This is a genomic window from Devosia insulae DS-56, assembly GCF_000970465.2.
GTDB lineage: Bacteria > Pseudomonadota > Alphaproteobacteria > Rhizobiales > Devosiaceae > Devosia_A > Devosia_A insulae.
Map to the genome: position 1 here is coordinate 21,427 of NZ_LAJE02000284.1, position 14,908 is coordinate 36,334.

The following is a 14,908-nucleotide window of genomic DNA, read 5'->3' on the forward strand; positions in this document are numbered from 1 at the left end:
GGGCCCGCACCTGTTGGTGCGAGCCCCGTAGATGCAAACCCGCGAGCGCCTGAGCGCTCGCGGAAAAGCTTACTTGTCGTCGCGGCCCTTGAGGGCGGCGCCCAGGATGTCGCCGAGCGACGCGCCCGAGTCCGACGAACCATAGGCAGCCACGGCTTCCTTCTCCTCGGCGATTTCAAGCGCCTTGATGGAGAGCTGGATGCGCTGGGTCTTGCGATCGTACTGGGTGACGCGCGCGTCGACCTTCTCGCCCTTGGAGAACCGCTCCGGACGCTGGTCGTTGCGGTCACGCGACAGATCGGCGCGGCGGATGAAGGCGGTCATCTCGGTGTCGGCGATGCGGACTTCGATGCCGCCGTCGTTCACTTCGGTCACCGTACCGGTCACCACGGAACCCTTGCGGATGCCGTCGCCGCCAGCATCGGCCACTTCGCCGACTGCCAGCTGCTTGATGCCGAGCGAGATACGCTCCTTCTCGACGTCGACGTCGAGCACCTTGGCCTGGACGATGTCGCCACGGTTGTAAGCTTCGAGAGCCTGCTCACCCGGCTTCTGCCAGTCGAGGTCGGAGAGGTGGACCATGCCGTCGACATCGCCATCCAGGCCAATGAACAGACCGAACTCGGTCTTGTTCTTGACCTCGCCCTCGACAACGGTACCCGAGGGGTACTTGTCGGCGAAGGTTTCCCACGGGTTGGCAAGCGTCTGCTTGAGGCCCAGCGAGATTCGGCGCTTCTCGGGATCGACTTCGAGCACCATCACTTCGACTTCCTGCGAAGTCGAGACGATCTTGCCCGGATGGACGTTCTTCTTGGTCCAGCTCATCTCGGAGACGTGGATCAGGCCTTCGATGCCCGGCTCCAGCTCGACGAACGCACCGTAGTCGGTGATGTTGGTCACGCGGCCGGTGAACTTGGCACCGACCGGATACTTGGCGGCAATGCCATCCCACGGATCGGCCTGCAGCTGCTTCATGCCCAGCGAGATACGGTGGCTCTCGTGGTTGATGCGGACGATCTGCACCTTGATGGTCTCGCCGATCGACAGCACTTCGGACGGGTGATTGACCCGGCGCCAGGCGATGTCGGTGACGTGCAGCAGACCGTCGATACCGCCGAGGTCGACGAACGCACCGTAGTCGGTGATGTTCTTGACCACGCCGTCGACGACCTGGCCTTCCTCTAGCTGCTGGACGATCTCGGAGCGCTGCTCAGCGCGGCTCTCTTCGAGGATCGCACGACGCGACACGACGATGTTGCCGCGACGCTTGTCCATCTTCAGGATCTGGAACGGCTGCGGCACATTCATCAGCGGGCCGATATCGCGGATCGGGCGGATATCCACCTGCGAGCGCGGCAGGAAGGCAACGGCGCCTTCGAGGTCGACGGTGAAGCCGCCCTTGACCTGGTTGAAGATGATGCCTTCGACGCGCTGGTTGGCGTTGTACATCTCTTCGAGCTTGACCCAGCTCTCTTCGCGGCGAGCCTTCTCGCGCGACAGCACGGCTTCGCCGACAGCGTTCTCGACGCGATCGACATAGACTTCGACGAGCGAACCCACCTTGATGGTGCCGTCACGGCCGGCGGCGCCGAATTCCTTCAGCGCGATGCGGCCTTCGGTCTTCAGGCCGACGTCGATGATGGCGAGATCCTTCTCGATCGCCACGACGGTGCCCTTGACCACGGTCCCTTCCAGCGGCTCGTTCTCGAGGAACGAGTCCAGCAGCAGGGATTCGAAATCTTCCTTGGTAACAGTTTGAACTGCCAAACGACTTCTCCAATGCGCCCGGTGGCTTGAGGTGAAAGGCCCGGTTGCCAATCGCCATGAGAAAGGCGATCCGGTGCGCTGGCGCGCGAGCCATGTGGGGTTAGGATGGTTTTCCGCTGCCGGCTCTTGGAACATGCCGGGGGACGAGAGCCGCAAGGTTTGGTTTAGCAGCCCGGACTTGATGGTCGCCGAAGCTACGCCTTGCGCGCCATGACCCCGTCGACAATGGCGACGGCTGCGCGGAGTGCGGCCTCTATATCCAAGAGCGTGGTGTCCAGCAAGTGGGCATCGGGCGCCTGGTAGAACCCGCCGTGCGGATTCGCGCGGTCCCGCGCGTCCCGCTGCTCTATCTGGTGATAGAGGGCGTAACGATCAACCACCTGCCCCTTGGCTTCGAGCTGGCGGGCGCGGCGCTCCATGCGCGCCTTGCTGTCGGCGACGATGAACAGCTTCACATCGGCATCGGGACAGACCACCGTGCCGATGTCGCGACCATCGATCACCGCGCCACCCGGCTGGTGGGCATAGTCGCGCTGATACTGCCGCATCGCGAGGCGCACGTCGTTGATCACGGCGACATGCGAGGCGAGCACGCCGGCTTCGGCGCTGGTCAGCTTGTCGACGTCGATCAGGTGCGCGGCATCCAGCGCCCGTGCCGCGGCGACGGCATAGACCTCGAAATCGGACTTGCCCAGATGGTCGGCGACGGCCAGGCCGACGGCGCGATAGAGCAGCCCGGTATCGAGATGCGGCAGGCCGTAATGCCGGGCGAGACCGGCCGCCAGCGTGCCCTTGCCGGATGCCGCCGGCCCATCCACCGCGATGATCATTGCCCCTCCGCACCCACACGCTCCGCGGGCCCTGCCTATCACGCTGGCCGGGCGGGCTGCCAGCACGCCACGACGCTACCCCCAGAGATCGGTCGGCGAAGGCCGCACTTTGGGTTTGACAGGGGGAAACTTTCACCCTAACCGGACGTTTCCCTGCGGGTGGCCCCGCCTTTCTACACGAGGAAGCAATTGGCCAACGACGAACGCGGTACGAAACGGGAAGATCCCGATACCGGCAAGAAGTTCTACGACCTGAATAAGGATCCGATCGTCTCGCCTTACACCGGCAAGTCCTATCCGCGTTCCTATTTCGAGCAGAACGCCGTAGCGGCAGTGCGCGCCAAGGCGGCAGTTGTTCGCGAGGAGGACGAAGAGGAAGAGACGGAAGTCGAGGAAGCGGTCGAGCCCGGCGCGCCCGAGATCGTCTCGCTCGAGGATGCCGATGCCGAAGAGGCCGGCGCCGATGACGGTGAAGAGATTCCTGATGTCGAGGACGTCGAAGACGTCGAAGACATCGGCGATGACGACAGCGACGTGTTCCTCGAAGAGGATGAAGACGAGGACGAGAACCTCGACTTCGACGTCGGCGGCGGCGGGGACGAGCGCTAAGCGCACGGCCTCCGCGGCGCGGTCACAGCGGCAAAACTTGCCAAGTTTTGCCGACCGCGCATCACCCACGAAATAACCCCTTGCATGCGAGAGGTGACGTGGGTAGATAGCACCGCGCTTCGACGGGAGACCGCCGCGGTGCATACCCAAAGGCACGATACGATCGTGCCACCGGATGTGATCCACGGATCGTTGATGGGGCCATAGCTCAGTTGGGAGAGCGCTTGCATGGCATGCAAGAGGTCGTCGGTTCGATTCCGATTGGCTCCACCAAATCCCGGTATTCGAAGCAGCTCATCACTGTTGGCAGAGTACCATAACGGCCAGCAATCTCGAGCCGTTGACCCCGATTCCAAAACAGAAGCCACTCACTGCCGTTCGCAGTGAATCGCTGCCGTTCGTACTCGTGTGGTGGGTAGAGTTTGGGTTGGGAGTCCCCCCACAACGCGGGAGGCGCGAATGGCTTTGTAGACGGAGGGTTATCCTATGCCGAAGACGCTATCCGCCGGAAAGGTGAAGTCGCTCACAGACGTGGGGCACCGTGATGGCATCGGGGAAGCCCTTAAGGCCATCGACGACGGCCAGCATGACTGGCGCCGGTGTGAAGCGGCCGTTGCTCTTTAACTCGCCAATTGTCTCCGCCACTTACCGATAGTTTCCTTGCCGCTACCGCTGCCCGACCTGACTCACGCGCTACTTATCTAGTTTCAGCAAATCGGCGAGGTTGGGCGGCGAAATCTCAGCATGGTCCTTTGCCTCCAATGGCCGGAAGAGCGCTTGCAAAGCTATCGCCAACTCTGCCTCGCTCATCGGTCGATCTGCTGCCAGGGCGCGGAATGTGCTGGTAATGGTCCCACGGAGCCGGGCATCAGCGCCGAGGGACAGGTTTTGGACAAGCACCCGGCTGATGTGCCGCAGTACCCAAGCGAACGCGAGTGCCGGAATAGTGATGAACGCAAGCGGAACCAGCGCGAGCAACGCCGACTCCGACTGGTCACCCCCGATGGTGTGGAAAGCCGACGCGACCAAGGGGACGCCCTGCGTGGACAGAATGTAGACCCCGATACCAGCAACGAGGAGGAAAGCGAGCGCAGCGCCAGCCGCGACGTTCCTGTGGCCCTCCGCCTTCGCGTTCCAAAACGTGGTGGGGACCTCGTTCACCACATTCTGCCGGACCTGCTTTTTGAATTTCTCGGTCTCCTCGGTCGAGGTACGCAGAAACTCGCTTACGCGCTGCTCTGACGTCCGTACTGCCGCATCCACCTTCTCGGCGGCTTTGTGCAGAAAAGCGCCTATGCCATCGGATGTTGTCTCGGTGGTCTTTGCATGTGACGCCGCAAACTCGGCAACCGCATTCGACCACCGCGCTTCCTCGCTAGATCTCCACTCATTGAAATCCAACTTCGCGTGCTCCAATTCGGACTTCAAACCGCTGACCTCAGCCAGTAGGGAATCCAGTTGGTGGCGTTCTGCGCCGCTACCTTTTGCGGCACTCAGCCCTGCCATTGCTGCGGCAAAATCGGTCGTGTAGATGCGAGCCTGCCCTATCCCCTGCACGATGGCGGGCTGAAGCTCTGCGGCCAAACCTACCGCCACATAGGGTGTGGAAGGGGGGACATCCTCTGACAACTTCGCAAGAAGCTTTCCTTGCTTCCCGGCGGACAAGATCGAGCCGCTATCCAGTAACTCCCTGAGCGCAGCCGCGGCGTTTGCGGCACTTGGCTGTTGGTTGGTAGAATCGAATGCGCGATGCGCCGCCTGCTGCCCCGAAACGTTGAGCAAGGGCTTGCCCGCGCTTTGGAAGGCGACCCCATCTGCTCGGCTGGCTAAATCGGACCAGAATCGCACCTCCTCGCTCAGGAAATTGTGCACCTCCTGGGCATTCTTAAATGATCTGCGAAAGCCCTGCGCCGGAGCACTCAGAGTCACCGGAAACTGGTCGCCTTTTGCCTCCGCCGATGAAGGTTTTGCCATCACGTCCCCCTGACTTCGCCCCGAGTACGTTTCGACAGGCAATTACTTCTGTCGTCAATGCATCACCCGAGAATGCTCAGGGACTTAATTCAAGGTCTCGTCAACATGCCGAAAGCGCCAGCGCCCGACTGGACACCGCCCGTCCGTGATCCACAGGTTCAGGCACTGGACTCGCTTCGTTCCCACATAGAAACGTAGTGCATACCATCGAGGGAGGACAGGGTTGGCTGGGCAGGGCGGTGCTGCGACGGAGGGGACGTGGGTTGCGCGGTTTCGATTTCGAATAGCAAAGCGACTGAAGTCGAACAGTAAGGAGCTAGCTTTGGTCCTGGGTGGTCGCGAAGTGAGTTTGCGCCCGCAGGATGGCTCCATGACCGATTCCGAGTGGCTGGTGATGCGAGCCCCGGGGTTTGAAACGAAGAACGACGCTCAAAAGTTCGTTCGTCGGCTGAAGGTGGCCACCATGGTCGCGGCGGTTGAAACAGGGAACGGCATCGATCCGGGCGAGGGAAAGCCGACTGGCTGGATAAGTCCAGCCTTCTTCACGGAGATGTTCGGAGACGACTTGGAGTCCGTGGAAAACATCCATGGAACCCAAGTCTATTGGGACGATGGACGGCAAAAATTTGTATCGGTGAAGGCAGATGCTACCGTACACGCAAACGCAGAAATGCTTGCTGCGGCACTCACCGCAACTTTCGACCATCAGCTTAGTCCGACCGCAAGGGCGTTAGCAGCGCTTGAGATTCTGTCGCTTTCTCGGATGGCTCGCGAACCACTTGCTGAAGCTACGCTTTGCGTTGCCGCCGTCGAACTCTTAGCCCTTCGAGAGGACTGGACCTCCGAACAGCGGGAACTGCTTAGAGCTCTCAAGAAGCACGCTGAAGAGGTGGCCCCTGACCAACCCGAAGTGGCCGATGCTGTGGGCAAAGCATACAAAAGCGTTCGCGGCGGCATCAAAGAACTGATCTTGAGCACGCTCGGCCTAGGAGATTCCACTTGGAAAGAGTTCGACGCGGTCTACGGGATGCGCAGTAATATCTTCCACGGCCTGGAGCCAATTAGCCGACACTCCATCAGCGATTTCGCTCGCAACGCGAGACCAGTGTGCGAACGAATCGTAATCGCGGGCGCGCGCCTTAAAGGCGAATTCTAAAGGTGGTTTGATGCCGTGATTTGGCGTGTGCCGCCGATATTCCAGGCTCGCGCGGCATGCCGTATTGTTCGCCCCTTTTGTGCGAGCCGACATGACCAGCACCAGACGAAACCAGCCGTGCCCCTGTGGAAGCGGAATTAAGTACAAGCGGTGTCACGGACGTTTGGGCGGCATGCCCTCGCCGGCTGACATTGAAGCAATCTTCGGGCGACGTGACACTGACGAGCTTCCGGACTCCTGAGCGCCGGGGCGAATTGCCCCGGCGCCCTCCAGTAATCCTGCCCTGCGATCAGCGCTTGAGCAGCGCTGCGAATTCGCGGAGGTCGCCGGCGAAAAATTCCGGGTCCTCCCAGGCTGCGAAATGCCCGGCCTGCTGCATGTCGTGGAACTGCACCACATTGCCGGCGGTCTGCCGATCCGCCCATTCGCGCGGCAGGCGCACGCCACCCGGGATGGGAACCTCGGTCGCCACCGCGACCGGAACGCCGGTATTGGTGCCCTTGATGGTCGGCTGCTGCTGCGCGTTCTGGCTGTAGATTCGGAACGATGAGGCCGCCGTTTCGGTCAGCCAGTAGATCATGATGTTGGTGATCAGCTCGTCCTTACCGAAGCGCTCGTCCGCCGCGTCGCCGACGCCCATGCCGGCCATGAAGCTCATGATCCAGGCGGCGAGCCCGACCGGGGAGTCGTTCATCGCGAAGGCCAGGCTCTGCGGCTTGGTCGCATGCACCAGGTTGAAGGCGCCATGGGCGAAGAACCACTGCTGGATGGCGCCGGCATAGGCCTGCTCCGGCGGGGTCAGAACCGCGAAATCGGTGGTGTGGTCGGGATAGCCGACATCGGTCACGTGATAGCCAAGCAGCACCTCCGGGTGACGCTGGGCCAGCGACATGGAGATGATCGAGCCGCCATCGCCGCCGGCGGCGATGAACTTGCCGTAGCCGAGGGTCTCGGTCATCAGACGGGCGAAGAGATCGGCGACCTGGTCCATCGGCAGGGCCGTCCGGCCGGAGAACCCGGTCCCGGGGATGGACGGGACGACAACGTGGAAATCCTCGGACAGCCGCTCAATCACCCGGTGGTAGCGGAAGAACGAATCCGGCCAGCCGTGCAGCAGCAGGAGTGGGGTCGCGTTCAGGTTGCTCGAGGGACGGTGGACAAAGTGCAGGTCCACGCCATCGCGTTCGACCTTGAAGTTGCCGAGCGCGTTGAGCCCGGCTTCGGCGCGCCGCCAGTCATAGTCGTTGATCCAGTAATCGGTCAGTTGCTTCAGGTAATCGAGATTGGTCCCGATGGCCCAACCCGCATCTTCAGGCTGATCGGGCCAGCGCGTGTGCTGGAGCCGATACTTGAGGTCGGCGAGCTGCGATTCCGGGATGGCGATTTCGAAGGCGGTTGGGTTGGTCATGGTGGTCGTCTCCTCTGAATGGGCGGCTTTGGATGTGAAGCTGGCGAGCAGGGCTGAGGCTGCGAGGGCCTTGGAAAACTGACGGCGGTTCATCTCTCATCTCCACGCTTGTCTGATGGGATGAGGCTACGAGGAGGGGCCGCGCGGGGATTGCAAAAATCCGACAATCACCGGCGAGGGCGGCAGCCACGCGTCATGGAGCCGCGGGCGCCGATGCATAGACCGATACAACCGATCTTAACGCCCCATTGGTGAAGCGGGGCTAGCCTTGGGTGGTCGCCAATACCCCGGCGGCTGCACCTGAAACCCAGCCGGATGCTGCAGTGAGTTCCACGTCGGCCGCATTTGATAGATCGCCGGCTGACACCACGCGCCACCAGAACGCGGTGTCGCTGCTGTTCCTGTTGTGCGTCGCGGCAGCGTTCATCATCCGCTTCACCATCCCGGCGCAGCTGATGAACCGGTTCGTGGCCTATACCGAGGAAACCGGCTCGTTCTACGAGAAGCTGCATTTCGGCACCTATGCGGTGCTGTTGCTGCTGCCGGTGGTGCTGTTCAGCCGGCCGTTCCTCTTGCGCGGTGACGAGATCGGCAAGTTCCGGGCGCTGGTGCGCTACGGCGCGCTGATGCTGCTGCTGGTGCTGTTCATGTTCTTTACCGGTCGGGCAGGCTCGTCGGTCCTCCTGGTCGATACGTACCTGGTCACCGGGGCGGCGGGCTTGATCATGCTTGCGCTCAACCCGATGTCGCGCCGCGTGCTCGGCGACATCACGCTGGGTGTGCTGATCCTCAGCGCCGTGATCGGGATCATCGAAGCGGTGACCCAGCAGCGGATCATGCCGTACGATGCGGTGGAGCTGGTGTTCCGGCCGGTTGGCCTCTCCGAGCATCCGCTGGCGCTTGGCGCCACCTGCGCCACCGCAGTGGGTTTCGTGGCGCTGACCAGATGGCCGGTCTGGATCCGCGTCGCCTCGATCATGCTGCTGTTCATCGGGGCCGCGGCCTCCGGCGCGCGCATGGCGCTGCTGGTGACGGTGATCGAAATCTTCGCGCTGATTATCATCGTGCCGTGGCCGCCGTTGTCGCCGCGTCACCAGCGGCAGGCCAAGCTGTTCGTCCTCCTCGCCACCGCCGCAGGCGGCGCCGTGCTGATCGCCGTGCTGCTCTCGGCGGGCCTGCTCAGCCGTTTTACCAGCACGCTGTTCGACGAGAATTTCTTCGTGCGGGTGAGCATCTATGACGTGTTCAAATATGTGAGCTTCGAGCAGGTGATGTTCGGCATGGACGGCACCGAGCTGGTGAAGATCGTCCAGCAGAAACTCCACATGCCGACGATCGAGAGCGCGCAGGTGGTGTTCATCCTGCTGTTCGGCCTGCCGGTGGCGCTGCTGTTTGCCTGGCTGGTCATCTGGATGATGTGGCGCATGCTGCGCCATGCCCAGCCCGCCGCCTGGATCGGCGTCGGGGCAACGCTGCTGGCCGCGCTTTCCAACAACACGCTGTCGTCGAAAACCCCGATCGTCATGATGATGATCGTCCTGGTGCTGGCCTACAATGCCAACGGCATCAAGGACGCGCCCGACAAGCCGGCGTAGCGCTCGCACGGCAGGCAGGCGAATGGCCGGCCTGGATATTAAGGACGATTCGAGTCCGGGCAGGCATCCGGCGCGCCGCTCTGGCATTTTGCCGCCAGGATTTGGATCCTCTCGAGGCCAAGATGATTTCCGACTTCGTCGATCTGGTTGCCACCAAGCTCGTCAATGCCGTGACCGGCGAGAACGGCATCACGCTGCTGATCCTGTTCCTGACAGCCTTCATCAGCGCGCTCGTCGCCTATTGGCGCACGGTGGAGGACAAATCGTTCGCCGATTTCTTCAGCTTCGCGCTGCCCAAAGAGGTGATCCTGCATCCCTCGGCGCGCGCTGACCTGCTGTTCTACATCACCAAGCGCCTGCTGATGCCGCTGCTGCTGATCCCGGCCGGCATCGTCTTCGTCGCGCTGGTCGGCTATGGCACCAACCAGTTGATCAGCTTCGTCTTCCAGATCCACGGCCCGCTGCTGCAGGGGCCGACACCCTGGTGGGTGCTGGTGCTGTTCACCATCTCGATGCTGATCGCCTACGACATCTCGTACTATTTGTACCATGTCGCCCAGCACAAGGTGCCGTTCCTGTGGGAGCTGCATAAGGTGCATCACTCGGCCGAAGTGCTGGTGGGCATCACCAAGGATCGCGTCCACCCGCTCGACGACCTGATGAATCGCGCCTGGGACGGGGTCATTCCCGGCATCTGCTTCGGGCTGTGGAGCATCATCGCGCTCGATCCGGTCGAGCTCACGGTGTTCGGCATCAATGTCTATGCGATGCGCAACCTGCTGATGATGGATTTCGTCCGGCACACCCACTACAAAATCTCGTTCGGGCCGCTCGACAACTACATCCTGTCGCCGCACTGGCATCAGCTGCACCACAGCGCCGACCCGCGGCACTATGACAAGAATTTTGGCCTGCTGCTGTCGGTCTGGGACCGGATGTTCGGCACTGCCTTCGTGCCGGACCCCAAGGAAGAGATGACGTTCGGCCTGCTCGATCGCGACAAGGACGACTACCAGTCGCTGTTCGGGCTCTATCTCCTGCCCCTCAAGAAGATGGGCGGGCACATCGCGCGCTGGCTCGGCCGGCGCCCCGCCGCGGTGACCCCACCCCCCACGGATCCGGCACAGCCATGAATGCTCACGCTCCCATGGCGCGTCTCGACGATCGCCTCGAGGACTATCGCCTCGAGATCGTCGACAGCGATGCCCGCCTCGCCGAGATCGGCGCCGCGTGGAATGCCCTGTGGCGGCGTGGCGGTGGCCTGATCTTTCAGAGCCACGACTGGGTCGCGGCCTGGTGGAAGACTGTTCCGGGCCGGGACGGACGGCAGCTGCGGATCGGGCTGATCTGGCGCGGTGAGGAACTGCTGGCCATCCTGCCGCTGGCGATCCAGCGCCGTAAGGGCCTGAACTTCCTCGAATGGGCGGCGAATGACTGCAGCGACTATGCCGATGTGCTGATGGATCCGCGCTGTTCTGCCGCCGCCCTGAAGCGGCTGTGGCAGCAGGTGGTCGCTGCCGGCGGGTTCGATCTCTACTTCCTTAACCGGCTGCGCCCAGAGGGCAAATTCCGCGCCGTCATGAATGCGCCGGACGGGGTCGGCTTATCAGCCAATCACCGCACCGAGACCGCGTCCCAGGTGGCGGGCGACTGGACGACCGGCGCCCAGTGGTTCGAGTCGCAGTCCAAGAAGACCCGGCAGAATTACCGCCGCGGCCGCAAGGCGCTGGAGGAAAGCGGCAAGGTGGTGTTCCGCCTGCTGCCGCTCGACGAACCCGCGGGCCCCGTGCTGACGCGGCTCAGTGACCTCAAGCGGCAATGGCTGGCCGATAGCGGCCGGGTGTCGCCGCTGTACGAAGCGGGAGCTCCGGCCCTGCCGGCCCTGGTCGAGGTGCTGGCGGCAGCCGGCGCGCTGCGGATCTTCGTTTTGGAATGCGAGGGAACCACTGTCGCCATCTCGGTCAATTTCGTTCAGCACGGGACGTTAATGGCGTTCCTCACCAGCTACGATCCGACGTTCGAGCGGGGCTCGCCCGGGATGGTGCTGCTGATGGACTATGTCCAGTGGTCGATCGACCAGGGACATTCAATGGTGGATTTCCTCTGCGGCGAAGAGCCGTTCAAGGTCCGGTTCGCCACGCAGCAGATAACGCTGACCTCGGTGATGGGACCGCGGACGCTGAAGGGTCGGCTCGCCATGCTGGTCGACCAGACGCGCCGCAGTGTGCAATCGGCGCTCGAGGCGCGGCGGGCCCGACGGGCTGCGTTGCCTCCTGACGCAGCAGCCGGCCAGCCAGGCGAGCCGGCGCCCGAGCAAACCTAGCCTCGCACCCGCCCAATTTCTGCAAATGGAAGCGGCGAGGAGCCGGGACAAAGCTCCTCGCCTTCAGGCCAGTTGGTGATCGATCGGGAGACGGATCAGCTGGCGATGATTGCCGACGCCTGGTTCACCTTGCCGTTGAGCGTGTAGGTGATCGCGACGTTCTCGCCGGCCTTCAGCTTGGAGAAGTCGCATTTGGGCGCGAACTGGTAGACCGCCTTGTCGGCCAGCGTCACGGTACAGGCCTTGCCGTCCATGGACTGAATGGCGCCATGAGCGGTGGAGGGGGCGGCGAGCGCCACCGACGAGACACCGACGGAGGCAACCAGCATCAGGGGGATGAGCAACTTGCGCATTGACGATCTCCTTGTTCGTCCGGTTCACCGCGTCGTTGCTTTGGAGGAGGCGGTGGCCGGTGCGTTTTGCAGCGGCGAGATGGAGGTTGGGACGGCCTGATTGCTCCCGCCTTTCCTGAAACTTACATATTCGTAAGCCGACAGGACCGCGCCGGCAGGTGTAGGTTGCGACAAGCGGCTCTCGTCGGGCGCCGCATCCTTGAGGTCGAGGCAGAGCGGTGAAGGTCGTTGTCGCCGAAGACGACCGGACGTCGTCGGAATTCATTCGCAAGGGCCTCAACCAGCAGGGGCACAGCGTCGAAGCGGTATTCGATGGCCGCGATGCGCTGACCTTCTGCCTCTACAATAGCTGCGACGTGCTGGTGCTCGATCGGATGATGCCCGGCATGGACGGGCTGTCGGTCGCCAAGGCGCTCAGGGCTTCGGGCCGCACCATGCCGATCCTGTTCCTCACTTCGATGGGCGATGTAGACGACCGGGTCGAGGGGCTGATGGCCGGCGGCGACGACTATCTGGTCAAACCCTTTCACTTCTCCGAGCTCATGGCGCGGATCACCGTCCTGGCGCGGCGGCCGCAGACGGCAGAGATCACGACGCGGCTCAGCCTCTACGACCTCGAGCTCGACCTGATGGACCACACCGCGACGCGGGCCGGCACCCGCATCGAGCTGCAGGCCAAGGAGTTCGCCATCCTCGCGCTGTTGATGCGCAATGCCGGGCGGATCGTCACCAAGACCATGCTGCTCGAGCAGGTGTGGGACTTCAATTTCGACCCGCAGACCACGGTGGTCGAAACCCATATGAGCCGGCTCAGGGCCAAGATCGACAAGCCGTTCGAGGTGCCGCTGATCCACACCACGCGCAATACCGGCTACTCGATCCATGCACCGCGTCAGTAGCATTCTCGCCGGAGCGGGGTTCCGCTCGGCGGTGCTGTCGCTGCTGCTGTTCCTCGCGGTGTTCTTCATCGCCGGCGTGGTGATCGTCAGCCAGACCAGCAGCGAGGCAGAGAGCGAGATCCGGGCGCTGGTCAGCAACGAGTTCGAGCTGTTCCGCGAGGCGGCCGACACCGGCGACATGGACCAGTTGCGCCAGCTGGTCGACAGCTCGGCCGCCGCGGCGGGCCCGCGCTTTTTCGTCGTCGCGCTGTACCGGCCCGACGGTACACTGCTGGCCGGCGACGATATCCCGCGGCCCGAGAAGCTGGGCTGGAGCACGATCAGCTCGGGGATCAACGCCACCACGCCATCGGAACAATACCTGGCGCTGACCGAGGATATCGGCGGCAACCGGGTGACCTTCGGGCGGACGCTGTTCTTCGTCGAGGTCGGCTCGGCAGCGCTGTGGCGGGCCTTGATGCTGGCCAGCATCGTGGTCGGCGTCGGGGCGCTGGCGATCGGCTATTTCACCAGCCACGGGGTTTCAGCCAAACTCGACCGCATGGCCGATACGCTGGAGCGGGTGGCGCGCGGCGACAGCCGGGCGCGCCTGCCGGTCGGCCGCTCGAACGACCAGGTCGATCGGGTGTCGCGGCAGATGAACGCCCATCTCGACCGGCTGAGCGACCTGCTCGGCACCATGCGAAATACGGTGATCTCGATCGCGCACGACCTCAAGTCGCCCCTCAACCGCGCCTATATCCTGCTGCAGGAGGCCGAGGAAACGCCGGACGAGATCGAACGGGCCAAGCTGCTGGAGGAAGCGCAGCTCGAAATCGAGCGGCTCAACGGCATTTTCGACACCGTGCTCAGGATTTCGCGCATCGAGGCCTCCGATGACCAGTCGGGCTTTGCGGCGTTTTCCGCCCGCGAACTGGTGAGCGAGACCCTGCAGACCTTCGAGCCGGTGGTCGAGGAGGCAAAGCAACAGCTGGTCGAGGCGCCCACGCCTGGCGACGCCACCATTATCGGGGACCGGCGCATGGTGGTGCAGCTGCTGGTGAACCTCATCACCAACGCCTCGCGCTACAGTCCGCCGGGCGCCCGGATCGAGCTCAGCGCCGGTCTCGAGGATAGTCACCCGGTGCTGGTGGTGGCCGATAACGGGCCGGGAATTCCGGCCGATCGGCGCACCGAAGTGTTCGAGCCGTTCCGCCGGCTCAACCCGGAGCGCGACGAGAAGGGTTCAGGCCTGGGGCTGGCGCTGGTGCAGGCGATTGCCACGCGCCACCGGGCGACGGTGCGGCTCGAGGACAACCAGCCGGGGCTCAAAGTGATCGTCCGCTTTCCGATCGCCAAAGCCGCCGGAGTTTGAGGATTTGTAAGGCTGGGGAGACGCTCGCGCAAAACTCGGGCCGCATAAACCTCCTCGCCGATGCCGCTGCACCGACCGCCGGCTCTCCTCCGCCGACGCCCCCAACACCATGCGGAGTTACAAAATGCACAAGCTCTCCAGCCTTTCCGTCGTCGCCCTGGTCGCCGCGCTGATCGCGGCCAATCCGGTACTCGCCGCCGTGCCGAAGTTTACGAATGGCGCGCCCGGCACCGCGATGAGCGTCGATGACTTTGCCAGCCAGCTGGCAAGCTTCAACGCCAGGGATGTCACTGACCTGCTCGGTGCCAAGAGCGTCACGGTCTACAACTACAACACCGCCTGGACCGACAAGGCGGGGAAGGCGGTTGACCTCCTCACCGAGGATTCGCAGAGCATTGGCCTGTTGCGCGAGGCGCTGAACAAGAACCCCGCCGCGGTGAAGCTGCTCGCCGACAACAAGATCAAGGTCAACCAGGTGGTCGACATCATCGATGTCGGCGGCAACGTGCAGCTCTATATCCAGTAGCGGGTAAGGCCCCCTCACCCGCCGCTGACGCTTCGCCAAGGCGCAGGGCAATCGCCGATGAGCCGGTGCGGGAAACGTACCCCCACCCCTGTCCCCTCCCCGCAAGGGGGAGGG

The 14,908-nt window shown here is 63.2% G+C and carries 14 protein-coding genes and 1 tRNA gene; 10 read left to right on the forward strand and 5 right to left on the reverse strand.

Annotated elements, in window-relative coordinates:
- Positions 1–69: 69 nt before the first annotated feature.
- Together rpsA and VW23_RS19715 are read right to left on the reverse strand one after the other, a co-directional pair.
- Positions 70–1,767, reverse strand: coding sequence for a 30S ribosomal protein S1 (gene rpsA, locus VW23_RS19710; protein ID WP_069911244.1), 1,698 nt, complete (start codon positions 1,765–1,767; stop codon positions 70–72).
- A 194-nt stretch (positions 1,768–1,961) separates the two neighbouring features.
- The gene (locus VW23_RS19715) at positions 1,962–2,597 is read right to left on the reverse strand and encodes a (d)CMP kinase (protein WP_069911245.1); all 636 of its coding nucleotides are present in this window, start codon (positions 2,595–2,597) and stop codon (positions 1,962–1,964) included.
- Positions 2,598–2,786: 189 nt separating this feature from the next.
- Here VW23_RS19715 and VW23_RS19720 point away from each other — a divergent pair, with 189 nt between their 5' ends.
- Both VW23_RS19720 and VW23_RS19725 read left to right on the forward strand, forming a co-directional pair.
- Entirely contained in the window at positions 2,787–3,206 is a 420-nt protein-coding gene (locus VW23_RS19720; RefSeq protein ID WP_069911246.1) for a TIGR02300 family protein, read from the forward strand.
- A 197-nt stretch (positions 3,207–3,403) separates the two neighbouring features.
- Positions 3,404–3,479, forward strand: a tRNA-Ala gene (locus VW23_RS19725).
- A 420-nt stretch (positions 3,480–3,899) separates the two neighbouring features.
- Here the strand turns inward: VW23_RS19725 and VW23_RS19730 are convergent.
- Positions 3,900–5,180, reverse strand: a complete 1,281-nt coding sequence (locus tag VW23_RS19730; RefSeq protein ID WP_069911247.1) for a DUF6161 domain-containing protein — start codon at positions 5,178–5,180, stop codon at positions 3,900–3,902.
- A 370-nt stretch (positions 5,181–5,550) separates the two neighbouring features.
- Here VW23_RS19730 and VW23_RS19735 point away from each other — a divergent pair, with 370 nt between their 5' ends.
- Positions 5,551–6,336 (forward strand): hypothetical protein, encoded by a 786-nt coding sequence (locus VW23_RS19735; RefSeq protein WP_141728400.1) that lies wholly within the window; start codon positions 5,551–5,553, stop codon positions 6,334–6,336.
- Positions 6,337–6,427: 91 nt separating this feature from the next.
- Positions 6,428–6,577, forward strand: a complete 150-nt coding sequence (locus VW23_RS29830) for an SEC-C metal-binding domain-containing protein (RefSeq protein WP_084646327.1) — start codon at positions 6,428–6,430, stop codon at positions 6,575–6,577.
- Positions 6,578–6,625: 48 nt separating this feature from the next.
- Here VW23_RS29830 and VW23_RS19740 read toward each other — a convergent pair whose 3' ends face one another.
- Positions 6,626–7,744, reverse strand: coding sequence for an epoxide hydrolase family protein (locus VW23_RS19740; RefSeq protein WP_069911256.1), 1,119 nt, complete (start codon positions 7,742–7,744; stop codon positions 6,626–6,628).
- 323 nt (positions 7,745–8,067) lie between these two features.
- Here VW23_RS19740 and VW23_RS19745 point away from each other — a divergent pair, with 323 nt between their 5' ends.
- The 3 genes from VW23_RS19745 (at position 8,068) to VW23_RS19755 (ending at position 11,662) form a co-directional block, all read left to right on the forward strand.
- Positions 8,068–9,339 (forward strand): VpsF family polysaccharide biosynthesis protein, encoded by a 1,272-nt coding sequence (locus tag VW23_RS19745; protein WP_141728401.1) that lies wholly within the window; start codon positions 8,068–8,070, stop codon positions 9,337–9,339.
- Between the two features lie 122 nt (positions 9,340–9,461).
- Positions 9,462–10,472 carry a sterol desaturase family protein gene (locus tag VW23_RS19750; protein WP_069911250.1) on the forward strand — a complete coding sequence of 337 codons (1,011 nt, stop codon included), beginning with the start codon at positions 9,462–9,464 and terminating at the stop codon, positions 10,470–10,472.
- 14 nt (positions 10,473–10,486) lie between these two features.
- Positions 10,487–11,662: a GNAT family N-acetyltransferase gene (locus VW23_RS19755; protein WP_244513666.1), complete on the forward strand. Its 1,176-nt coding sequence runs from the start codon at positions 10,487–10,489 to the stop codon at positions 11,660–11,662.
- 95 nt (positions 11,663–11,757) lie between these two features.
- On the opposite strand, the gene VW23_RS19760 is transcribed toward VW23_RS19755, so the two are convergent.
- Positions 11,758–12,015 (reverse strand): DUF1344 domain-containing protein, encoded by a 258-nt coding sequence (locus tag VW23_RS19760; protein ID WP_069911252.1) that lies wholly within the window; start codon positions 12,013–12,015, stop codon positions 11,758–11,760.
- 218 nt (positions 12,016–12,233) lie between these two features.
- On the opposite strand from VW23_RS19760, the gene VW23_RS19765 reads away from it, so the two are divergent.
- The 3 genes from VW23_RS19765 to VW23_RS19775 all read left to right on the forward strand — a co-directional run bounded on the left by VW23_RS19765 (position 12,234) and on the right by VW23_RS19775 (position 14,794).
- Positions 12,234–12,914, forward strand: a complete 681-nt coding sequence (locus VW23_RS19765) for a response regulator transcription factor (protein ID WP_069911253.1) — start codon at positions 12,234–12,236, stop codon at positions 12,912–12,914.
- The gene (locus tag VW23_RS19770; RefSeq protein ID WP_069911254.1) at positions 12,898–14,268 is read left to right on the forward strand and encodes a HAMP domain-containing sensor histidine kinase; all 1,371 of its coding nucleotides are present in this window, start codon (positions 12,898–12,900) and stop codon (positions 14,266–14,268) included. Before VW23_RS19765 ends, VW23_RS19770 begins: the two co-directional genes overlap by 17 nt.
- A 124-nt stretch (positions 14,269–14,392) precedes the next feature.
- On the forward strand, positions 14,393–14,794 hold the full coding sequence (locus VW23_RS19775) for a hypothetical protein (RefSeq protein WP_069911255.1): 402 nt from the start codon (positions 14,393–14,395) through the stop codon (positions 14,792–14,794).
- The last annotated feature ends 114 nt before the right edge of the window (positions 14,795–14,908 follow it).

What these genes read in the sequence shown, in the direction of transcription:
- VW23_RS19760 (WP_069911252.1), bottom strand. Translation starts at nt 12,015, where the DNA reads ATGCGCAAGTTGCTCATCCCCCTGATGCTGGTTGCCTCCGTCGGTGTC.
- VW23_RS19750 (WP_069911250.1), top strand. Translation starts at nt 9,462, where the DNA reads ATGATTTCCGACTTCGTCGATCTGGTTGCCACCAAGCTCGTCAATGCC.
- VW23_RS29830 (WP_084646327.1), top strand. Translation starts at nt 6,428, where the DNA reads ATGACCAGCACCAGACGAAACCAGCCGTGCCCCTGTGGAAGCGGAATT.
- VW23_RS19730 (WP_069911247.1), bottom strand. Translation starts at nt 5,180, where the DNA reads ATGGCAAAACCTTCATCGGCGGAGGCAAAAGGCGACCAGTTTCCGGTG.
- VW23_RS19735 (WP_141728400.1), top strand. Translation starts at nt 5,551, where the DNA reads ATGACCGATTCCGAGTGGCTGGTGATGCGAGCCCCGGGGTTTGAAACG.
- VW23_RS19715 (WP_069911245.1), bottom strand. Translation starts at nt 2,597, where the DNA reads ATGATCATCGCGGTGGATGGGCCGGCGGCATCCGGCAAGGGCACGCTG.
- VW23_RS19740 (WP_069911256.1), bottom strand. Translation starts at nt 7,744, where the DNA reads ATGACCAACCCAACCGCCTTCGAAATCGCCATCCCGGAATCGCAGCTC.
- VW23_RS19770 (WP_069911254.1), top strand. Translation starts at nt 12,898, where the DNA reads ATGCACCGCGTCAGTAGCATTCTCGCCGGAGCGGGGTTCCGCTCGGCG.
- VW23_RS19775 (WP_069911255.1), top strand. Translation starts at nt 14,393, where the DNA reads ATGCACAAGCTCTCCAGCCTTTCCGTCGTCGCCCTGGTCGCCGCGCTG.
- VW23_RS19755 (WP_244513666.1), top strand. Translation starts at nt 10,487, where the DNA reads ATGGCGCGTCTCGACGATCGCCTCGAGGACTATCGCCTCGAGATCGTC.